The sequence below is a fragment of the Variovorax atrisoli genome (genome assembly GCF_014195185.1).
GTDB classification, from domain to species: Bacteria; Pseudomonadota; Gammaproteobacteria; order Burkholderiales; family Burkholderiaceae_C; genus Variovorax; species Variovorax atrisoli.
On the sequence record NZ_JACIBG010000004.1, the window covers coordinates 420,254 to 437,251 of the forward strand.

Genomic DNA, 16,998 nt, shown 5'->3' on the forward strand with positions numbered 1-16,998 from the left:
CGAAAAACGGTACTCGGCTTCAAAAGCGATCCGCACCGGCGCATCGGCAGGCACATTTCGCCGCACGGGCATCTGCCCGGGCCACCGAAAAGCGTATGACCATTCCGCGCTCCGTCACATTCGTTCGTCTCACCCTCGCCGCCACGCTCACGGCCGCCGCGCTCAGCGGCTGCTACGTCGTGCCGCTCGGGCAACCCGCTCCGGCAGCGCCGCCTTGGCAGGCCTACGCGGTCGCACCGGGCCCGGTCGCACAGACATTCGCCGCGCGGCTGTATCCGTCGAATGCCGAAGCCTCGCGCTACGGCGTCGTCGCCGGCACCGTGACCAACGACATGAACGGCCGCGGCCACTTCAACGCGCAGATCGGTGGAGAACAGTTTCAGGGAGAGGCAACCCGGGTCGCCGGCTCGCGGGTCAACGGTGTGGCGAACGCTACCGGAAGCCGCGGCGGCAACCTGAGTTGCCAGTATTCGATGAATTCGGCCACGCTGGGCAGCGGCCAGTGCGTGCTCAACAGCGGGCCGGCGTTCACGATGCACATCGGGGGATAGGGAGGGTAGGCCCGGCGCGCCATCGCGCGCGCCGGGTCATTTTTTCCCGGTTTCAGTCGAGGCGGCGGACGACGTCCATCGCCTCCTCGATGCGGTCCACGGCGTGGATCGTCAGCCCTTCGATTTCCTTCGCGCCCTTTTTGGGCGCGTTCGCCTTCGGCACCACCGCCACGCTGAAGCCCAGCTTGGCGGCCTCGCGCAGGCGCTCCTGCCCGCGCGGCGCGGGGCGCACCTCGCCGGCCAGGCCCACTTCGCCGAATGCGATGAAGCCCTTGGGCATGGGCTTGCCGCGCAGGCTCGAGGTGATGGCCAGCATCACGGCCAAATCGGCCGCGGGCTCGCTGATGCGCACGCCGCCCACCGCGTTCACGAACACGTCCTGGTCCATGCACGCCACGCCCGCGTGGCGGTGCAGCACCGCCAGCAGCATCGCGAGGCGGTCGCGGTCCAGGCCCACCGAGAGGCGGCGCGGGCTGGGCCCGCCGTTGTCGACCAGCGCCTGGATCTCCACCAGCATCGGGCGCGTGCCTTCCAGCGTGACGAGCACCACGCTGCCCGGCACCGGCTCGGCATGCTGGCTCAGGAAGATCGCGCTCGGGTTGGTCACGCCCTTCAGGCCGCGCTCGGTCATGGCGAACACGCCGATCTCGTTGACCGCGCCGAAGCGGTTCTTGATGGCGCGCACGAGGCGGAAGCTCGAATGCGTGTCGCCCTCGAAGTACAGCACCGTGTCGACCATGTGCTCGAGCACGCGCGGGCCGGCGAGCGCGCCCTCCTTCGTGACGTGGCCCACCAGCACCACGGCCGTGCCGCTGGTCTTGGCGAAGCGCGTGAGGTGCGCGGCGCATTCGCGCACCTGCGCGACGGAACCGGGCGCCGAGGTCAGCTGGTCGGAATACACGGTCTGGATCGAGTCGATCACCGCGATGGCCGGGCGCGTGGCGTCGAGCGTGGCGATGATCTTCTCGAGCTGGATCTCGGCCAGCACCTGCACCTGCGAGTGGTCGAGGCCTAGCCGCCTGGAGCGCAGCGCAACCTGCGAGCCGCTCTCCTCGCCAGTGACATAGAGCGCGTTCTGCCCTGCGTGCTGCAGCGCATCGACCGCCTGCAGCAGCAGCGTCGACTTGCCGATGCCGGGGTCGCCGCCGATCAGCGTGACGCCGCCCGAGACGATGCCGCCGCCCAGCACGCGGTCGAGCTCGTCGATGCCGGTGGGCGTGCGCGCGACGTCGGTCGCCTCGATCTCCGAAAGGGTCGCGAGCTCCGATGCGCCCGCGAGCGATGCGAACTGGGTGCCGAAGCGGTTGTTGGCGGGCCCGCTGCCCGCGCCCGCGACCTGCTCGACGAGCGTGTTCCATGCGCCGCAGCTGGGGCATTTGCCCAGCCACTTCGGGCTGGTGCCGCCGCATTCGCTGCAGACGAAAAGTGATTTGTCCTTGGCCATCCTTCGAGTGTAGGTGGCCGTGCGCGGCGCATCGTCAGTCGTTGGCCTGGAAGTTCACCGCCTTCATGATGGCCGCCCATCGCGCGGTGTCCTCGCGCATGGTCTTCAGCAGCGCCTCGGGGCCGTCGCCGACCGGGTACATGCCGTTCTGCAGCAGCTGCTGGCGCACCTCGCGCGAGTTCACCGCGCGCGTGAACTCGTCGCGCAGCTGGTCGAGCACCGGCTTCGGCGTCTTCTGCGGCGCGTAATAGGCGAACCAGGCAGTCGCCACCACGTCCTTGAACCCGCTCTCGACGAAGGTGGGCAGGTTCGGCATCAACGGCGAGCGCTTCTCGCCGCTGGTGGCGAGCACCTTCACGCGGCCGCCGGGCACCATCTGCAGCGCGCCGCCCACGGTGTCGAAGTAGGCGGGCACGGTGCCGCCCATCACGTCCTGGCGCGCCGGCGTGGAGCCGCGATAGGGCACGTGCACCATCGACAGCCCCGCCGCGCGGTTGAGCATCTCGCCGAGGAAATGCGAAGGCGTGCCTGCGCCGTACGACGCGAAGCTCACCCCGCCCGGCTGCTTCCTGGCCCAGGCGATGAATTCGGCCACCGTGTTGGCCGGCACGTCCTTGTGCACCACCAGCGCGAGCTCGAAGCGGGCCGCGTTGATGATCGGCTGGAAGTCCCTGATCGGGTCGTAGCTCAGGTTCTTGTACGCGCTCGGGAACATGGTCATCATGCTCGCGGCACCCAGCAGCAGCGTGCGGCCGTCGGGCGCGGCGGTCTTCACCGCCTCGACCGCGATGCGCCCTGCGGCGCCCGAGCGGTTGTCGACGATGAGCGGGCCGAGCGACTCGCGCACTTCCTGCGCGATGGCGCGCGTGAGCACGTCCTGCGTGCCGCCGGCGGGCACGCCGATCAGCACGCGCACCGGCGTGCCGCGCGGGATGGTCTGCTGCTGGGCCTGCGCCGCCACGGACATCGGCGCGAGGGCCATGCCGCCGAGCGCGGCCAGCATGCGGCGGCGCCCTGGAAGATGCAGGGAGTGCGGGTCTGTCGTCATCTGTCTTGTCTCCGTTGCTTGCTGTCTGCGCAGCGCCATGGGTCGCGGCCACTGTAGAGCGCCGACAATTGGTTCATCTAATCAATCATTGCCCGGGCAAACCCCTATGCCGATGCACGCGCAGCCCCACACGCTCGACGACATGCTGCTCTACCGCACCAGCCGGCTCCTGTCGGTGGCGGGCAGCATGGTGATCCGGCTGTGCGAGGGCCGCTTCGGCATCACGCGGCGCGAATGGCGCCTCATCGCCACGCTCGCGGGGCACGGTGCGCTGGGCTCGTCGCAGCTGGCCGAGCATGCGCAGCTCGACCGGGCACGCACCTCGCGCGCGGTGAGCTCGCTGGTCGACAAGGGCCTGGTCTCGCGCGAGCAGCCCGCGGGCGACCGCCGCCACGTGCGCCTGCGGCTCACCGCGCGAGGCACGAAGCTCCATGCGGAGCTCTATCCGCTGGTCTGCGCGATCAACACCGAACTGCTCGGCGCGCTGAGGACCGACGAAGTGGCGCTGCTCGACGACATGCTGCAGCGCCTGCACGCGCGCGGAGAGGCGATGGTGGCTGCCGCGGCCGACCTCCCCAAGGCCGACCGGCGGCGCCGCGAGACATCCGCCGCGCGCTGAAGCCCGCCGCACGGCTCATCCGTGCATACCCTAGGTTTGCGAATCGATCGCGCAATCGGCTAGGAAAGCCGCGACGATTCATTTAACATGTTAAGTAATTTCGGAAGAGACAAGCCTTGAGCACCACATTCACTCATCGCAACCTGCCGCGGCTGCTGCTGCAGGCGCGCGAGGCCGTGATGGCCCACACGCGGCCCAGCCTGCGCGAGCACGCGCTGTCCGACCAGCAGTGGCGCGTGCTGCGCGTGCTGGGCGAGCACGGCGCGGTCGACACCGGCCGCGTGGCGCGCGAGGCCTTCATCCTCGGGCCCAGCCTCACCGGCGTGCTCGCGCGCATGGAGCGCGACAACCTCATCACCCGTTCGCGCGATCCGGCCGACCAGCGCCGCACCGTGGTCGAGGCCACGCCGCACGGCATGAAGCTGGTGAAGCGGCTCGGAACCAGCATCGAGGCGCACTACGACTGGATGGAGAAGTCCCTCGGCAAGGCCAAGCTCGCGCAGCTCTACGGGCTGCTCGACGAACTCATCGCACTGGAGCAACCCTCGCCATGAGCAGCACTCCCCATTTCCTGCCCACGGGCACGGTGTACGGCACCCTGCTCAACTTCCGCGCGGAGGTGGAGGCGCTCGCGCCGCAGATGACGCAGCCGCCCTACAAGGCTCCGCCGAAGGCGCCGGTGCTCTACGTGAAGACGGCCAACACCTGGAGCCCGCACGGCAGCGCCATCATGGTGCCGGCCGGCGTACCTGAAGTCGAAGTCGGCGCGAGCATCGGCATGGTGATTGGCGCAGAGGGCGACGTCGAAGGCTTCGTGCTGATGAACGACCTGTCGATCCCGCACGCGAGCTTCTTCCGCCCGCCGGTCAAGTTCAAGTGCGTCGACGGCTTCCTCGGCGTCGGCCCCGTGCTGCGCGACGCGCAGGAAGTGGCCGATCCCGCGGGCTTTCGCGTCGAGGTTCGCATCAACGGCGAGCTGAAGCAGTCGCTCGACTTCTCGCAGCTCGTGCGACCGGCGCAGCAGCTGCTCGCCGACGTCGGCGAATTCATGACGCTCGCGCACGGCGACGTGCTGATGCTCGGCTGCGGCCCCGACCGCCCGCTGGCACGTGCGGGCGACCGCATCGACATCTCCGCGCCGGGGTTCGAGACCCTGAGCAACACGCTGGTGAAGGAAGCCACGGCATGAAGCACGCACGCGTCATCTTCGAAGGCCGCGAGCACACCGGCACCAGCCACGAGTTCGACGGCCGTCCCGACGCCGCGGTGCGGCTGGACGACGGCCGCGTCGTGCCGCAGGAGGAGCTGGTGTGGCTGCCGCCGCTCGCGCCCACCGCACGTCCGCGCACCATCCTCGCGCTGGGCCTCAACTACGCCGACCACGCCAAGGAACTGGAGTTCAAGGCGCCCGAGGAGCCGCTGGTGTTCGTCAAGGGCCAGAGCACGCTCATCGGCCATCGCCAGCAAACGCACCGCCCTGCCGGCGTGCAGTTCATGCACTATGAATGCGAGCTCGCCATCGTGGTCGGCAGGACCGCGAGGAACGTGAAGCGCGAGGACGCCTACGACTTCATCGGCGGCTACACGGTGGCCAACGACTACGCCATCCGCGACTACCTGGAGAACTGGTACCGCCCCAACCTGCGCGTGAAGAACCGCGACACCTGCACGCCGCTGGGGCCATGGTTCGTGGACGCGGCCGACATCGCCGACCCGATGTCGCTCGCGCTGCGCACCACCGTGAACGGCACGGTCACGCAGCAAGGCAACACGCGCGACATGATCTTCGACGCGCCCTTCCTCATCGAGTACTTCAGCCGCTTCATGACGCTCTCGCCGGGTGACCTGATCCTCACCGGCACGCCCGACGGCGTGGTCGACTGCAGGCCGGGCGACGTGGTCGTCACCGAGATCGAGGGCGTGGGCGCACTGGTCAACACCATCGCGGCCGCCTGAGCTTGCGCGTCACCTGCCCGCCGCTTCGGCACGCACCGCGACGCACCTTCCTTTCATTGCCACATCCACAACCAGATCAGCGGAGACAACACGACATGATCACCGGCAGAAAGCTCCTCCAGTCCACCGCGGCCGCGCTGGCCCTGGCCGTCTCGGCCGTGGCCCTCGCGCAGACCGCCTACCCCGCCAAGCCCGTGCGCTGGGTGGTCGGCTACCCGGCCGGCGGCGGCACCGACTTCCTCGCGCGCACCGTGGGCGCGCAGGTCTCGCAGCAGCTGGGCCAGCCGGTGCTGGTGGACAACCGCCCCGGCGCGGGCGCGATCATCGCGTCGGAGAACGTGGCGCGCTCGCCGGGCGACGGCTACACCGTGTTCTCCGCCGACAACGGCGTGCTGGTCTACAACCCCGCGCTCTACAAGAAGCTGCCCTACGACGCGGAGAAAGACTTCGCGCTCGTCGGCATGATGGGCCGCTCGCCGCTCATCATCACCGCCGCGCCCAACGCGGGCATCGCCGATGCGAAGGCGCTGCTGGCCGCGCTCAAGGCCTCGCCCGGCAAGTACAGCATCGCGACGCCGGGCACCGGCAGCCCGCACCACCTCGCCTACGAACTGTTCCAGCGCGAGGCCGGCGTGTCGATGCTGCACGTGCCCTACAAGGGCGGCGCCCCCGCCCTGCAGGACCTGATGGGCGGCCAGGTCGCGCTCATGATGCTCGACCTGCCCAGCGGCGTGAGCGCGATCAAGGCCGGCAAGGTGATCCCGCTGCTGGCCATGTCGGGCGAGCGCGTGCCGCAGCTGCCCAACGTTCCCACGGCCAAGGAGCTCGGCTTCGCCAACGTCGAGGCCTACACATGGCAGGGCCTCGTGACGCCCGCGGCCACGCCCAAGGAAGTGCAGGCGAAGCTGGGCAGCGAGCTGCAGAAGGCCATGGCCGACGCCGGCGTGAAGCAGAAGCTCTACGACGCCGGCTGGGAGGCACGCCCCGCCGAAGCCGCCGAAATGGCGCGCTACGCCGATTCGGAGCGCAAGAAGTGGCACGCCCTCATCAAGGCGCGCGACATCAAACTGGACTGACAGATCCGGACCCTTTTTGGACCTTTTCCATGCAACAGATCGACCATCTCATCGGCGGCAAGTCCGTCAAGGGCTCGGACTACTTCGAGACCGTCAATCCCGCCACGCAGGAAGTGCTGGCCGAAGTCGCCTCGGGCGGCGAAGCCGAGGTCAACGCCGCGGTGGCCGCCGCGAAGGAAGCCTTTCCCAAGTGGGCCGGCATGCCCGCGCCCGAGCGCGCGAAGCTCATCCGCAAGCTCGGCGACCTCATTGCGAAGAACGTGCCCGAGATCGCGCAGACCGAGACCAACGACTGCGGCCAGGTCATCGCGCAGACCGGCAAGCAGCTGGTGCCGCGCGCGGCCGACAACTTCTACTACTTCGCCGAGATGTGCACGCGCGTGGACGGCCACACCTACCCCACGCCCACGCACCTGAACTACACGCTGTTCCATCCAGTGGGCGTGTGCGCGCTCATCAGCCCGTGGAACGTGCCCTTCATGACGGCCACCTGGAAGGTCGCGCCCTGCCTGGCCTTCGGCAACACCGCCGTGCTGAAGATGAGCGAGCTCTCGCCGCTGACGGCCGCGCGCCTGGGTGAACTGGCGCTGGAGGCCGGCATTCCGCCCGGCGTGCTGAACCTGGTGCACGGCTACGGCAAGGAAGCCGGAGAGCCGCTGGTGAGCCACCCCGACGTGCGCGCCATCTCGTTCACCGGCTCCACGGCCACCGGCAACCGCATCGTGAAGAGCGCGGGCCTGAAGAAATTCAGCATGGAGCTCGGCGGCAAGAGCCCCTTCGTGATCTTCGAGGACGCCGACCTCGACCGCGCGCTCGATGCGGCCGTGTTCATGATCTTCAGCAACAACGGCGAGCGCTGCACGGCCGGCTCGCGCATCCTGGTGCAGCAGTCGATCTACGCCGACTTCGCCGCGAAGTTCGCCGAGCGCGCGAAGCGCATCACGGTGGGCGACCCCCTGGACGAGAAGACCATCGTCGGCCCGATGATCTCGCAGGCCCACCTGGCCAAGGTGCGCAGCTACATCGAGCTGGGCCCGAAGGAAGGCGCGACGCTGCTGTGCGGCGGGCTGGAAGCCCCGTCGAACCTGCCCGAGCGGGTGAAGAAGGGCAACTACGTGGTGCCCACCGTCTTCGCCGACGTCGACAACCGCATGAAGATCGCACAGGACGAGATCTTCGGACCCGTCGCCTGCCTCATTCCGTTCAAGGACGAGGCGCACGCCATCGAGCTGGCCAACGACATCCAGTACGGCCTCTCCAGCTACGTGTGGACCGAGAACATCGGCAAGGCGCACCGCGTGGCCGCCGCCGTGGAAGCCGGCATGTGCTTCGTCAACAGCCAGAACGTACGCGACCTGCGCCAGCCCTTCGGCGGCACCAAGGCCTCGGGCACCGGCCGCGAAGGCGGCACCTGGAGCTACGAAGTGTTCTGCGAGCCGAAGAACGTGGCGGTGTCGCTGGGCTCGCATCACATTCCGCACTGGGGCGTGGCGTGAGCCACGATCCAACAGCCGTGCAGAGGCGTGGCGTGAGTCACGATCCGACAGTCGTGCAAGGGCGTGGCGTGAGCATGCAACGCCGCACGCTGCTGCAAGGCGCGGCCGCCCTCGCGGCCCTGCCCTCGCTCGCACGCGCGCAGGGCACATGGCCCGCCAAGCCGATCCGCGTGATCGTGCCCTTCACACCCGGCGGCACCACCGACTTCGTCGCACGCCTCGTCGGCACGGAGCTGTCGAAGACGCTGGGCCAGCCGGTGATCGTTGACAACAAGCCCGGCGCGGGCACGGTGATCGGCGTCGACGCCGCGGCCAAGGCTGCGCCCGACGGCTACACATTCGTCTGCGTGGCCAACAGCTTCACGGCCAACCAGACGCTGATCCGCAAACTGCCCTACGACACGCAGAAGGACCTGCGCCCGGTCGCGCTCATGGGCATGTCGGAGCACGTGCTGGCCACGCATCCGGGCAGCGGCCTGAAGACGCTGGCCGACCTGCGCAACGCCGCCAAGGCGAAGCCCGGCACGCTGAGCTTCGCTTCCTTCGGCAACGGCACCTCGGCCCATCTCTCGGGCGAGATGCTCAGGCTGCAGATGGGGCTGGACATCGTGCACGTGCCCTACAAGGGCCAGGGCCCCGCGCTCACCGACCTGCTCGGCGGGCAGGTGACGATGATGTTCGGCAACTGGCCCGAGTTCCGCGGCCACATCCAGAGCGGCAAGCTGGTGGCGCTGGGCATGGCGACCGCGCAGCGCTCGCAGTACGCGCCATCCATACCCACACTGGCCGAACAGGGCGTGGCCATCGAGTCCAATTCGTGGAACGGACTGCTGGCGCCCGCCGGCACGCCCGATGCCGTCGTGCAGCGCATGAACGCCGAGGTGAACCGCGCGCTCGCGGGCCCCGCCGTGGCCGATGCCTTCCAGAAGGGCGGCATCGCGTCGCTGTCGGGCACGCCGGAGCGCTTCGCGGCCTTCATCCAGAGCGAGATCGCGAAGTACGCCGAGGTGATCCGCAAGGCCAACATCCAGATCGAAGGCTGAACCATGAGCCTCTATGCGATGCAGAAATTCCTCTTCGCGCTCAACCGCGAGCCCGAGGTGCAGCGCCGCTATGCCGAGGGCGGCGAGACGCGCGCGGCGCTGCTGGGCGCCTATGACTTCACCGAGGAGGAACGCGAGGCCATCGACACCGGCGACATCGGCAAGCTCTACGTGCTCGGCTGCAACGGCCAGCTGCTGATGCACTTCGCGCCGCTGCTGGGCATTCCGTGGGCCGACTACCTCGAGGCCATGCGCGAGGGCGTGCGCAAGTACGGCCCGGTGCGCGCGGGCATCTACGCAATGACAACGGGCACGGACGAAAAGGTGGCAGGAATATGAAGACCCCCACGCTCCCCACTTCGTGTGGTTTGCTGCCCCCCGAGGGGGCGCTCGATGCCCTTCGGGCGGCCGGGCGGGCATCGATATGAGCCTCGTATTCGCAGGCGTGTGCAGCCACGCCCCCGGCATCACCGGCCGCGCGCACCTGGCCGACCCTGCCGTGAAGGACGAGTTCCACGCGCAGTTCCATCGCTTCGGCGAGGCGATGCGCGCGACCAGGCCCGACGCGGTGATCGTGATCGCCGCCGAGCACTTCGCGAACTTCTTCATGAACAACATGCCGGCCTACGCGATCGGCATGGCCGACAGCTACGAAGGCCCGATCGAAGACCCGAAGTGGCTGGGCATCGAGAAGCACCGCATCCCCGGGGACGCCGCGCTGTCTCAGCGGCTGATCCGCGAGGTGATGCAGACGGTGGACGTGGCCTACGCGGAGGAGTGGAAGTTCGACCACGGCATCATGGTGCCGCTGAATTTCCTCACGCCTGCGTTCGACACCAAGGTCATTCCCGTGAACATCAACTGCCAGGGCCCGCCGCTCACGCCGCTGCACCGCGCGTGGGCCTTCGGCGAGGCGCTGCGCCGCGCCTGCGACAAGCTGCCCGAGCGCATCGCGCTGGTGGGCACGGGCGGCATCTCGCACTGGCCGGCCACGCCCGACTCGGGCAAGGTCAACGCCGAATGGGACGCCGAATTCATGCGCCGCTGGTGCGCCAACGACCGCGAGGCGCTGCTCTCGCAGGACGACTACGGCGACGAGGCCACCTACCGCGAAGCGGGCCAGGGCGGCTTCGAGATCCGCACCTTCATCAGCGTGGCGGCCGCCGCGCGCGGCAAGGGCGAGATCTTCCACATGAAGGCGATCCCGATCTTCGCGGTGACCTGCACGGCCGCGACGATGTCGGTCGAATGAACCGGAGGAAGCGACGATGCCCCACCTGGTGATCCTCTACACGCCGAACATCGAGGCCGAGACCGACATGTCGGCCCTGTGCCGCACGCTGGCCGACACCATGCTCGCGCAGCGCGACGAAACCGGCAAGGCGGTGTACCCCACCGGCGGCACGCGCGTGCTGGCCTACCCGGCAGCGCACTTTGCAGTGGCCGACGGCAAGGCGGACTACGCCTTCGTCTACCTCAACCTGCGCATGGCCGCGGGTCGCTCCGAGGCGGTGAAGAAGAAGGCCGGCGACGACCTGCTGGCGGCCGTGCGCGCGCACTTCGCGCCGATCTTCGAAAAGCGCCACATCGGCATCACGCTGCAGATCGACGAAAGCCCCGGACAGGTGTACGACGGCAAGCACAGCAACCTGCATCCGCTGTTCAACAAGAGCTGAACGACAGGAAAAGAACGGACCCACATGCTCTCCCAAGCCACCATCGCCCAACTGGCCGCCGAGCTGCACGAAAGCGAGAAGTCGCGCGTGCAGGTCGAGCACTTCTCCAAGCGCTTTCCCGAGATGACCATCGAGGACGGCTACGCCATCTCGCGCGAATGGGTGAAGGCCAAGATCGCCGAGGGCCGCACCGTCAAGGGCCACAAGATCGGCCTGACCTCGCGCGCGATGCAGCAGTCCAGCCAGATCGACGAGCCCGACTACGGCACGCTGCTGGACGACATGTTCTTCGAGCAGGGCGGCGACATCCCGTTCAACCGCTTCATCGCGCCGCGCATCGAGGTGGAGCTGGCGTTCGTTCTGGGCAGGAAGCTGCAGGGCCCGAACGTGACGATGTTCGACGTGCTGGCCGCCACGGACTACGTGGTGCCCGCCATCGAGATCATCGACGCGCGCATCGAGCAGTTCGACCGCCACACCAAGGCGCCGCGCAAGGTGTTCGACACCATCTCCGACAACGCGGCCAACGCCGGCATCGTGATGGGCGGGCGGCCGGTGAAGCCCGACGCGGTGGACCTGCGCTGGGTGAGCGCGCTGCTGTTCAAGAACGGCGTGATCGAGGAATCGGGCGTGGCCGCCGCCGTGCTCAACCACCCGGCCAACGGCGTGGCCTGGCTCGCGAACAAGCTCGCACCGTGGGACGAGTGCCTGGAAGCCGGCGAAGTGGTGCTGGGCGGCTCGTTCACGCGGCCCACGACGGCCGTGCCCGGCGACACTTTCCACGCCGACTACGGCCCGCTCGGCTCTATCTCATTCCGCCTTGTATGAAGCTCGCCCCCAGGCTTCGCGCACTTCGTGTCGCTTCGCCACCCCCCTACCGGGGGCAACACCTGCGGCCCGGCAAAGCCGGTTCCGCGGTGTTCCACGAATAGAGACACCCCCTTTCCCTCCCAGGACTGAACATGCACACACCCATCAACACCTTCAAGCAGGCCCTCGCGGCCGGCAAGCCCCAGATCGGCCTGTGGGTCGGGCTGGCCGACGGCTACGCGGCCGAGATCCTGGCCGGCACCGGCTACGACTGGCTGCTGGTCGACGGCGAGCACGCGCCCAACGACGTGCGCTCGGTGCTCGCGCAGCTGCAGGGCATTTCCAGCGCGTGGTCGGCGCAGGCCGAGGCCGACCGCTCGCATCCCATCGTGCGCATCCCGGTGGGCGACACCACGCTGATCAAGCAGTACCTCGACATCGGCGCGCAGACGCTGCTGGTGCCGATGGTCGACACCGCGGAGCAGGCCGCGCGCCTGGTGCAGGGCATGCGCTACCCGCCCGAGGGCATCCGCGGCATGGGCAGCGCGCTCGCCCGCGCCTCGCGCTGGCAGGCCTACCCCAACTACCTGCACGAGGCCAATGCGCAGACCTGCCTGCTGGTGCAGGCCGAGACGGTGGAGGCGATGAAGAACCTCGACGCCATCGCGGCCACGCCGGGCGTGGACGGCGTCTTCATCGGCCCGGCCGACCTGTCGGCCTCGATGGGCTTCGTGGGCCAGCCCAACCACCCGGAGGTGCAGGCGGTGATCGCCGATGCGATCGCGCGCATCCTCAAGGCGGGCAAGGCGCCGGGCATCCTCTCGACCACCGAGGAGCAGGCGCGCAAGTGGCTCGCGGCCGGCGCGCTGTTCGTGGCGGTCGGCGTGGACACCATCGTGCTGGCGGCGGCGGCGAAGCAGCTGCTGGCCAGGTACAAGGCGGCGCCCGGCGCGGCCTCACCCAACGGTTACTGACAACGGCCACCGATCCTCTTCACATGGGAGCACCTGCAATGCAACGCACCACCCTCGCCGCGATGGCCGCGGCCGCCACCCTGTTCCTCGCCGCCTGCGCGCCCATGGGCGGCGGCAAGCCCGGAACCACCGCCCAGCAGGAGGCGAACCGCCAGGCGGTGCTCGCCTTCTATGAGAAGGGCCTGAACCAGAAGGACGCCGACGCGGCCCTGAAGTACGTGGGCAACCGCTACGTGCAGCACAACCCCACGGCGGCCGACGGCCCCGAGGGCTTCCGCAAGTTCATCGCCTTCCTGCGCGAGAAGTTCCCGAACTCCAGGAGCGAGATCAAGCGCAGCTTCGTCGACGGCGACTACGTGATCCTGCACGTCAACGCGATCCGCGAGCCGGGCACGCGCGGCAGCGCCATCGTCGACATCTTCAAGCTCGAGAACGGGAAGATCGTCGAACACTGGGACGTGGTGCAGCCCGTGCCCGAGACCGCCGCCAACAGGAACGGCATGTTCTGACCGCCCTCCTTGCGCAATACAACCCGCCAGCCGACGCCAGCCCGATGACCAAGCCCGACGACACGAACGACAGCCGCAGCAACGACAGCAGCAGGCGCTTCCGCTCCGCCACCATCCGCGAGGGCACGATCCGCGCGACCACGCGCAGCTTCCTGCACGCGCTGGGCCAGGACGACGAGGACATCGCGCGCCCGCACGTCGGCGTGTTCCACACCGGCGGCGAGATGAGCCCGTGCAACCTCAACCTGCGCGAGCAGGCGCAGCACGCCAAGACCGGCATCTACGCCGGCGGCGGCACGCCCCACGAGTGCCCGGTGGTGTCGATCAGCGACGGGTTGACGATGGCGCACTCGGGCATGCGCTTCTCGCTGATCTCGCGCGAGCTCATCGCCGACAGCGTGGAAGCCTCCACGCGGGGCCACCAGTGGGACGGCATCTTCGCCATCGGCGCCTGCGACAAGAACCTGCCGGGGCTGATGATGGGCATGGTCCGCTGCAACGTGCCCAGCGTGTTCGTGCACGGCGGCTCGGCGCTGCCGGGCCAGATGCCGGGCCCCGACGGGCAGGACCTCAACGTGGTCGACACCTACGAGACCATCGGCAAGGTGCTGGCAGGCACCGCGACGCACGACGAACTCGACGCCATGAGCCGCGCCTGCCTGCCCACGGCCGGCGCCTGCGCGGGGCAGTTCACGGCCAACACCATGGGCATGGTGTCGGAGGCGCTGGGCCTGGCGCCGATCGGCTCCAGCATGGTGCCCGCCGTGTTCAGCGAACGCGCGCCGCTGATGCGCCGCGCTGCGAAGCAGCTCATGAAGGCGGTCATGGGCGACGGCCCACTGCCGCGCGACATCGTCACGCGCAAGGCGCTGGAGAACGCCTGCGCCATCGTGTCGGCCACGGGCGGCTCGACCAACGCGGCGCTGCACCTGCCGGCCATCGCGCACGAGGCGGGCATCAGGTTCCACCTCGACGACGTGGCCGAGATCTTTGCCCGCACCCCGCTCGTCGCCGACCTGCGCCCGGGCGGCAAGTACCTGGCGCGCGACGTGTTCTACATCGGCGGCGCGGGCGTGATCCTGCGCACGCTGCTGGAGCAGGGCTTCCTGCACGGCGACGCGCTCACCTTCACCGGCCGCACGATGGCCGAGGAACTGGCCGGCGCGCTGGCTCCGGACGGCCGCGTGGTGCGCGAGGCGGGCAACCCGATCACGCGCGACGGCGGGCTGGCGGTGCTCAAGGGCAACCTGTGCCCCGACGGCGCGCTGCTGAAGACGGCCGGGCTGAAGACGCTGGTGCACCGCGGCCCGGCGCGGGTCTTCAATTCCGAGGAAGAGGCGCAGGCCGCCGTGCAGAACCGCCGCTACGAGGCGGGCGACGTGATCGTGATCCGCAACGAAGGGCCCAAGGGCAGCCCGGGCATGCGCGAGATGCTGGGCATCACCGCCCTGCTCTATGGCCAGGGCATGGGCGACAAGGTGGCGCTGCTGACCGACGGGCGCTTCTCCGGCGCGACGCGCGGCCTGTGCATCGGCTACGCCGGGCCCGAGGCGGCGGACGGCGGCCCTATCGCGGCGCTGCGCGACGGCGACATGGTGTCCATCGACGCGCGCGCGCAGGCGCGCTCGATCACGGTCGACCTGACGGCCGAGGAAATCGCGTCGCGGCTTGCCGGACGTGAGGTAAACGCGGGGGTCGCGCGAGGCGGCCTGCTGGAAAAATACGCGCTCACCGTGCGCCCTGCCCACCAGGGCGCCGTGACCCACTCGGGCGCGGTCACCTGGCTGCGCGACGAGTCTTGATCGACCCCTCCACAACCACCGTCCGGAGAGAGACACCATGAGCTTCACGCGCCGCCAGATCCTGCAGACCACCAGCGCATCCGCCCTGATCGCCAGCCTCGGCCAGAACGTCTTCGCGCAGGCGACGACCAACCTCGAGACCGCCACCATCGTCACCGGCTTCGCGGCCGGCGGCACCTCCGACACCACCTGCCGCCGCCTGGCGACCAAGCTCGGCGGCGACTACGCGAAGACCGTGGTCGTCGACAACCGCACCGGCGCAGGCGGGCAGATCGCCGTGGGCTACGTCAAGGGCCGCCCGGCCGACGGCAGCACCATCCTGCAGACGCCGACCTCGATCCTCACGATCTACCCGCACATCTACAAGAAGCTGCCGTACGACCCGATGGTCGACATCACGCCGGTGAGCCTGGCGTGCATCTTCGACTTCGGCTTCGCGGTGGGCCCGGCGGTACCGGCCAGCGTGAAGACCGTGCCCGAGTTCCTGGCCTGGGCCAAGGCGAACCCGGCCGGCGCCAACTACGGCTCGCCGGCCGCGGGCTCCACGCCGCACTTCATCGGTGCGCTGCTGGGCAAGAAGGGCGGCGTGGAGCTCAAGCACGCGGCCTACCGCGGCACGCAGCCGGCCATGCTCGACCTGCTGGGCGGCAACATCTCGGCGGTCTCGGGCCCCATCGGCGACATCACGCAGCACCTGCCCACGGGCAAGGTGCGCATCCTGGGCGTGTCCGGCGCCAAGCGCAGCCGCTTCGCTCCCGAGGTGCCCACCTTCGGCGAACAGGGCCTGAAGGACATGGCGCACAGCGAATGGTTCGCCTTCTTCCTGCCGGCCAAGGCCTCGCCCGAACTGGTGGCGAAGCTGAACGCGGCGATGAAGAACGCGCTCGTGCAGAAGGACGTGATCGACGGTCTCGGCACCTTCGGGCTGGAGGCGATGTCCTCCACCCCGGCCGAGCTGACGGAACTGCTGAAGAAGGACACCGCCAAGTGGGGGCCGATCGTGAAAGAGGTCGGCTTCACCGCGGAGGGATAGACCACCCCCGTTTCTCGTTCACTTCGTGTAGCCGAATCCCCCTCGAAGGGCAACACCCGGCGGCCCGGCAAAGCCGGCTCCGCGGTGTTCCTTCTTAAGGGCAGAGGCGGACGCGGTGGGCGAGCCATCCAGATAGAAGGAACTGCCATGAACGCAATCGCCACCGCCGCGCCGTCTTCCACGTCTGCGCTTGTCCATCCCTCGATCCATCCGGACGAGCGCGCCGCGCGCGAGCAGCTCGCGGCCTGCTATCGCGTGTTCGCGATGCTGGGCTGGACCGAGATGATCTACAACCACATCACGGTGCGGCTGCCCGACAGCGTGACCGGCGGCGAGAAGCAGTTCCTCATCAACCCCTTCGGCCTGCACTACAGCGAGGTCACGGCCAGCAACCTGGTGAAGATCGACCTGCAGGGCAATGTGCTCGACGGTTCGTCGTACCCGGTGAACCCGGCCGGCTTCACGGTGCATGCGGCCATCCACGACGGGCTGGAGGGCGCGCACTGCGTGATGCACACGCACACCACGGCCGGCGTGGCCGTGGCCTGCCTGCAGGGCGGCCTGCAGCAGACCAATTTCTATACGGCGCAGCTGCACGACATGGTGGCGTACCACGACTTCGAGGGCATCACGATCCATGCCGACGAAGGCCCGCGCCTCCTGAAGAGCATCGGCGACCGCAACGCGGTGATCCTTCGCAACCATGGCCTGCTGGCCTGGGGGCAGACGCTGCCGCAGACCTTCGCGATCCTGTGGACGCTGCAGCGCGCCTGCGAGATCCAGATGGCGACCTTCTCCATGGGCCAGGCCATCCCGGTGAGCGAGGAGATCGCGCGGCGCTGCACGCGCGACGCGCTGCAGTTCAGCCCCGAGCACGGCGCGGGCCAGGACGTTTTCAACGCGCTGGTGCGGCAGGTGGACCGCATCGACGCCTCGTACCGCAACTGAACCGAAGCGACCG

At 69.0% G+C, this 16,998-nt stretch carries 19 protein-coding genes; 17 read left to right on the plus strand and 2 right to left on the minus strand.

Annotation, left to right across the window (positions count from 1 at the left end):
• Positions 1 to 95: 95 nt before the first annotated feature.
• Positions 96 to 551, plus strand: coding sequence for a hypothetical protein (locus tag FHY06_RS17125; protein ID WP_184605859.1), 456 nt, complete (start codon positions 96 to 98; stop codon positions 549 to 551).
• Between the two features lie 52 nt (positions 552 to 603).
• Here the strand turns inward: FHY06_RS17125 and radA are convergent, their stop codons facing one another.
• Both radA and FHY06_RS17135 read right to left on the minus strand, forming a co-directional pair.
• Positions 604 to 1,995, minus strand: coding sequence for a DNA repair protein RadA (gene radA, locus FHY06_RS17130; RefSeq protein WP_126022430.1), 1,392 nt, complete (start codon positions 1,993 to 1,995; stop codon positions 604 to 606).
• A gap of 34 nt (positions 1,996 to 2,029) precedes the next feature.
• Positions 2,030 to 3,043, minus strand: a complete 1,014-nt coding sequence (locus FHY06_RS17135; RefSeq protein WP_184605860.1) for a Bug family tripartite tricarboxylate transporter substrate binding protein — start codon at positions 3,041 to 3,043, stop codon at positions 2,030 to 2,032.
• A gap of 106 nt (positions 3,044 to 3,149) precedes the next feature.
• Here FHY06_RS17135 and FHY06_RS17140 point away from each other — a divergent pair, with 106 nt between their 5' ends.
• From FHY06_RS17140 to FHY06_RS17215, 16 genes are all read left to right on the plus strand, one after another.
• The gene (locus tag FHY06_RS17140; RefSeq protein ID WP_184605861.1) at positions 3,150 to 3,662 is read left to right on the plus strand and encodes a MarR family winged helix-turn-helix transcriptional regulator; all 513 of its coding nucleotides are present in this window, start codon (positions 3,150 to 3,152) and stop codon (positions 3,660 to 3,662) included.
• Between the two features lie 116 nt (positions 3,663 to 3,778).
• Entirely contained in the window at positions 3,779 to 4,216 is a 438-nt protein-coding gene (gene hpaR, locus FHY06_RS17145) for a homoprotocatechuate degradation operon regulator HpaR (RefSeq protein ID WP_019658008.1), read from the plus strand.
• A complete protein-coding gene (locus tag FHY06_RS17150; protein ID WP_184605862.1) occupies positions 4,213 to 4,851 on the plus strand; it encodes a fumarylacetoacetate hydrolase family protein in 639 nt (212 codons plus the stop codon). The genes hpaR and FHY06_RS17150 overlap by 4 nt, the downstream gene beginning before the upstream one ends.
• Positions 4,848 to 5,618, plus strand: coding sequence for a fumarylacetoacetate hydrolase family protein (locus tag FHY06_RS17155; protein ID WP_184605863.1), 771 nt, complete (start codon positions 4,848 to 4,850; stop codon positions 5,616 to 5,618). Before FHY06_RS17150 ends, FHY06_RS17155 begins: the two co-directional genes overlap by 4 nt.
• A 95-nt stretch (positions 5,619 to 5,713) precedes the next feature.
• On the plus strand, positions 5,714 to 6,694 hold the full coding sequence (locus FHY06_RS17160; RefSeq protein WP_184605864.1) for a Bug family tripartite tricarboxylate transporter substrate binding protein: 981 nt from the start codon (positions 5,714 to 5,716) through the stop codon (positions 6,692 to 6,694).
• Between the two features lie 29 nt (positions 6,695 to 6,723).
• Positions 6,724 to 8,190 carry a 5-carboxymethyl-2-hydroxymuconate semialdehyde dehydrogenase gene (gene hpaE, locus FHY06_RS17165; RefSeq protein WP_145760281.1) on the plus strand — a complete coding sequence of 489 codons (1,467 nt, stop codon included), beginning with the start codon at positions 6,724 to 6,726 and terminating at the stop codon, positions 8,188 to 8,190.
• A 74-nt stretch (positions 8,191 to 8,264) separates the two neighbouring features.
• Positions 8,265 to 9,233, plus strand: coding sequence for a tripartite tricarboxylate transporter substrate binding protein (locus tag FHY06_RS17170; protein WP_184605920.1), 969 nt, complete (start codon positions 8,265 to 8,267; stop codon positions 9,231 to 9,233).
• Between the two features lie 3 nt (positions 9,234 to 9,236).
• Positions 9,237 to 9,572, plus strand: a complete 336-nt coding sequence (locus FHY06_RS17175) for an aromatic ring-opening dioxygenase subunit LigA (protein WP_019658002.1) — start codon at positions 9,237 to 9,239, stop codon at positions 9,570 to 9,572.
• A gap of 85 nt (positions 9,573 to 9,657) precedes the next feature.
• On the plus strand, positions 9,658 to 10,485 hold the full coding sequence (locus FHY06_RS17180) for a DODA-type extradiol aromatic ring-opening family dioxygenase (RefSeq protein ID WP_132751886.1): 828 nt from the start codon (positions 9,658 to 9,660) through the stop codon (positions 10,483 to 10,485).
• Positions 10,486 to 10,501: 16 nt separating this feature from the next.
• On the plus strand, positions 10,502 to 10,909 hold the full coding sequence (locus tag FHY06_RS17185) for a 5-carboxymethyl-2-hydroxymuconate Delta-isomerase (protein WP_184605865.1): 408 nt from the start codon (positions 10,502 to 10,504) through the stop codon (positions 10,907 to 10,909).
• 24 nt (positions 10,910 to 10,933) lie between these two features.
• Positions 10,934 to 11,737 carry a 2-oxo-hept-4-ene-1,7-dioate hydratase gene (gene hpaH, locus FHY06_RS17190; RefSeq protein ID WP_184605866.1) on the plus strand — a complete coding sequence of 268 codons (804 nt, stop codon included), beginning with the start codon at positions 10,934 to 10,936 and terminating at the stop codon, positions 11,735 to 11,737.
• 134 nt (positions 11,738 to 11,871) lie between these two features.
• Entirely contained in the window at positions 11,872 to 12,693 is an 822-nt protein-coding gene (gene hpaI / locus FHY06_RS17195; protein WP_019657998.1) for a 4-hydroxy-2-oxoheptanedioate aldolase, read from the plus strand.
• A 38-nt stretch (positions 12,694 to 12,731) separates the two neighbouring features.
• Complete coding sequence (locus FHY06_RS17200; protein ID WP_184605867.1) at positions 12,732 to 13,202, plus strand: nuclear transport factor 2 family protein; 471 nt, start codon at positions 12,732 to 12,734, stop codon at positions 13,200 to 13,202.
• Between the two features lie 44 nt (positions 13,203 to 13,246).
• Complete coding sequence (ilvD, locus tag FHY06_RS17205) at positions 13,247 to 15,004, plus strand: dihydroxy-acid dehydratase (protein WP_019657996.1); 1,758 nt, start codon at positions 13,247 to 13,249, stop codon at positions 15,002 to 15,004.
• Between the two features lie 37 nt (positions 15,005 to 15,041).
• Positions 15,042 to 16,037 (plus strand): Bug family tripartite tricarboxylate transporter substrate binding protein, encoded by a 996-nt coding sequence (locus FHY06_RS17210; protein ID WP_019657995.1) that lies wholly within the window; start codon positions 15,042 to 15,044, stop codon positions 16,035 to 16,037.
• 147 nt (positions 16,038 to 16,184) lie between these two features.
• Positions 16,185 to 16,985, plus strand: coding sequence for a class II aldolase/adducin family protein (locus FHY06_RS17215; protein WP_132800198.1), 801 nt, complete (start codon positions 16,185 to 16,187; stop codon positions 16,983 to 16,985).
• Positions 16,986 to 16,998: the final 13 nt, after the last annotated feature.

Bases quoted from the DNA above. Each gene is read 5' to 3' on its own strand.
- FHY06_RS17200 (WP_184605867.1), top strand. From the start codon at position 12,732: ATGCAACGCACCACCCTCGCCGCGATGGCCGCGGCCGCCACCCTGTTC.
- FHY06_RS17210 (WP_019657995.1), top strand. From the start codon at position 15,042: ATGAGCTTCACGCGCCGCCAGATCCTGCAGACCACCAGCGCATCCGCC.
- FHY06_RS17125 (WP_184605859.1), top strand. From the start codon at position 96: ATGACCATTCCGCGCTCCGTCACATTCGTTCGTCTCACCCTCGCCGCC.
- FHY06_RS17150 (WP_184605862.1), top strand. From the start codon at position 4,213: ATGAGCAGCACTCCCCATTTCCTGCCCACGGGCACGGTGTACGGCACC.
- FHY06_RS17185 (WP_184605865.1), top strand. From the start codon at position 10,502: ATGCCCCACCTGGTGATCCTCTACACGCCGAACATCGAGGCCGAGACC.
- FHY06_RS17135 (WP_184605860.1), bottom strand. From the start codon at position 3,043: ATGACGACAGACCCGCACTCCCTGCATCTTCCAGGGCGCCGCCGCATG.
- FHY06_RS17175 (WP_019658002.1), top strand. From the start codon at position 9,237: ATGAGCCTCTATGCGATGCAGAAATTCCTCTTCGCGCTCAACCGCGAG.
- hpaH (WP_184605866.1), top strand. From the start codon at position 10,934: ATGCTCTCCCAAGCCACCATCGCCCAACTGGCCGCCGAGCTGCACGAA.
- radA (WP_126022430.1), bottom strand. From the start codon at position 1,995: ATGGCCAAGGACAAATCACTTTTCGTCTGCAGCGAATGCGGCGGCACC.
- FHY06_RS17215 (WP_132800198.1), top strand. From the start codon at position 16,185: ATGAACGCAATCGCCACCGCCGCGCCGTCTTCCACGTCTGCGCTTGTC.
- hpaE (WP_145760281.1), top strand. From the start codon at position 6,724: ATGCAACAGATCGACCATCTCATCGGCGGCAAGTCCGTCAAGGGCTCG.
- FHY06_RS17140 (WP_184605861.1), top strand. From the start codon at position 3,150: ATGCCGATGCACGCGCAGCCCCACACGCTCGACGACATGCTGCTCTAC.
- FHY06_RS17180 (WP_132751886.1), top strand. From the start codon at position 9,658: ATGAGCCTCGTATTCGCAGGCGTGTGCAGCCACGCCCCCGGCATCACC.
- FHY06_RS17155 (WP_184605863.1), top strand. From the start codon at position 4,848: ATGAAGCACGCACGCGTCATCTTCGAAGGCCGCGAGCACACCGGCACC.
- FHY06_RS17170 (WP_184605920.1), top strand. From the start codon at position 8,265: ATGCAACGCCGCACGCTGCTGCAAGGCGCGGCCGCCCTCGCGGCCCTG.
- hpaI (WP_019657998.1), top strand. From the start codon at position 11,872: ATGCACACACCCATCAACACCTTCAAGCAGGCCCTCGCGGCCGGCAAG.
- ilvD (WP_019657996.1), top strand. From the start codon at position 13,247: ATGACCAAGCCCGACGACACGAACGACAGCCGCAGCAACGACAGCAGC.
- FHY06_RS17160 (WP_184605864.1), top strand. From the start codon at position 5,714: ATGATCACCGGCAGAAAGCTCCTCCAGTCCACCGCGGCCGCGCTGGCC.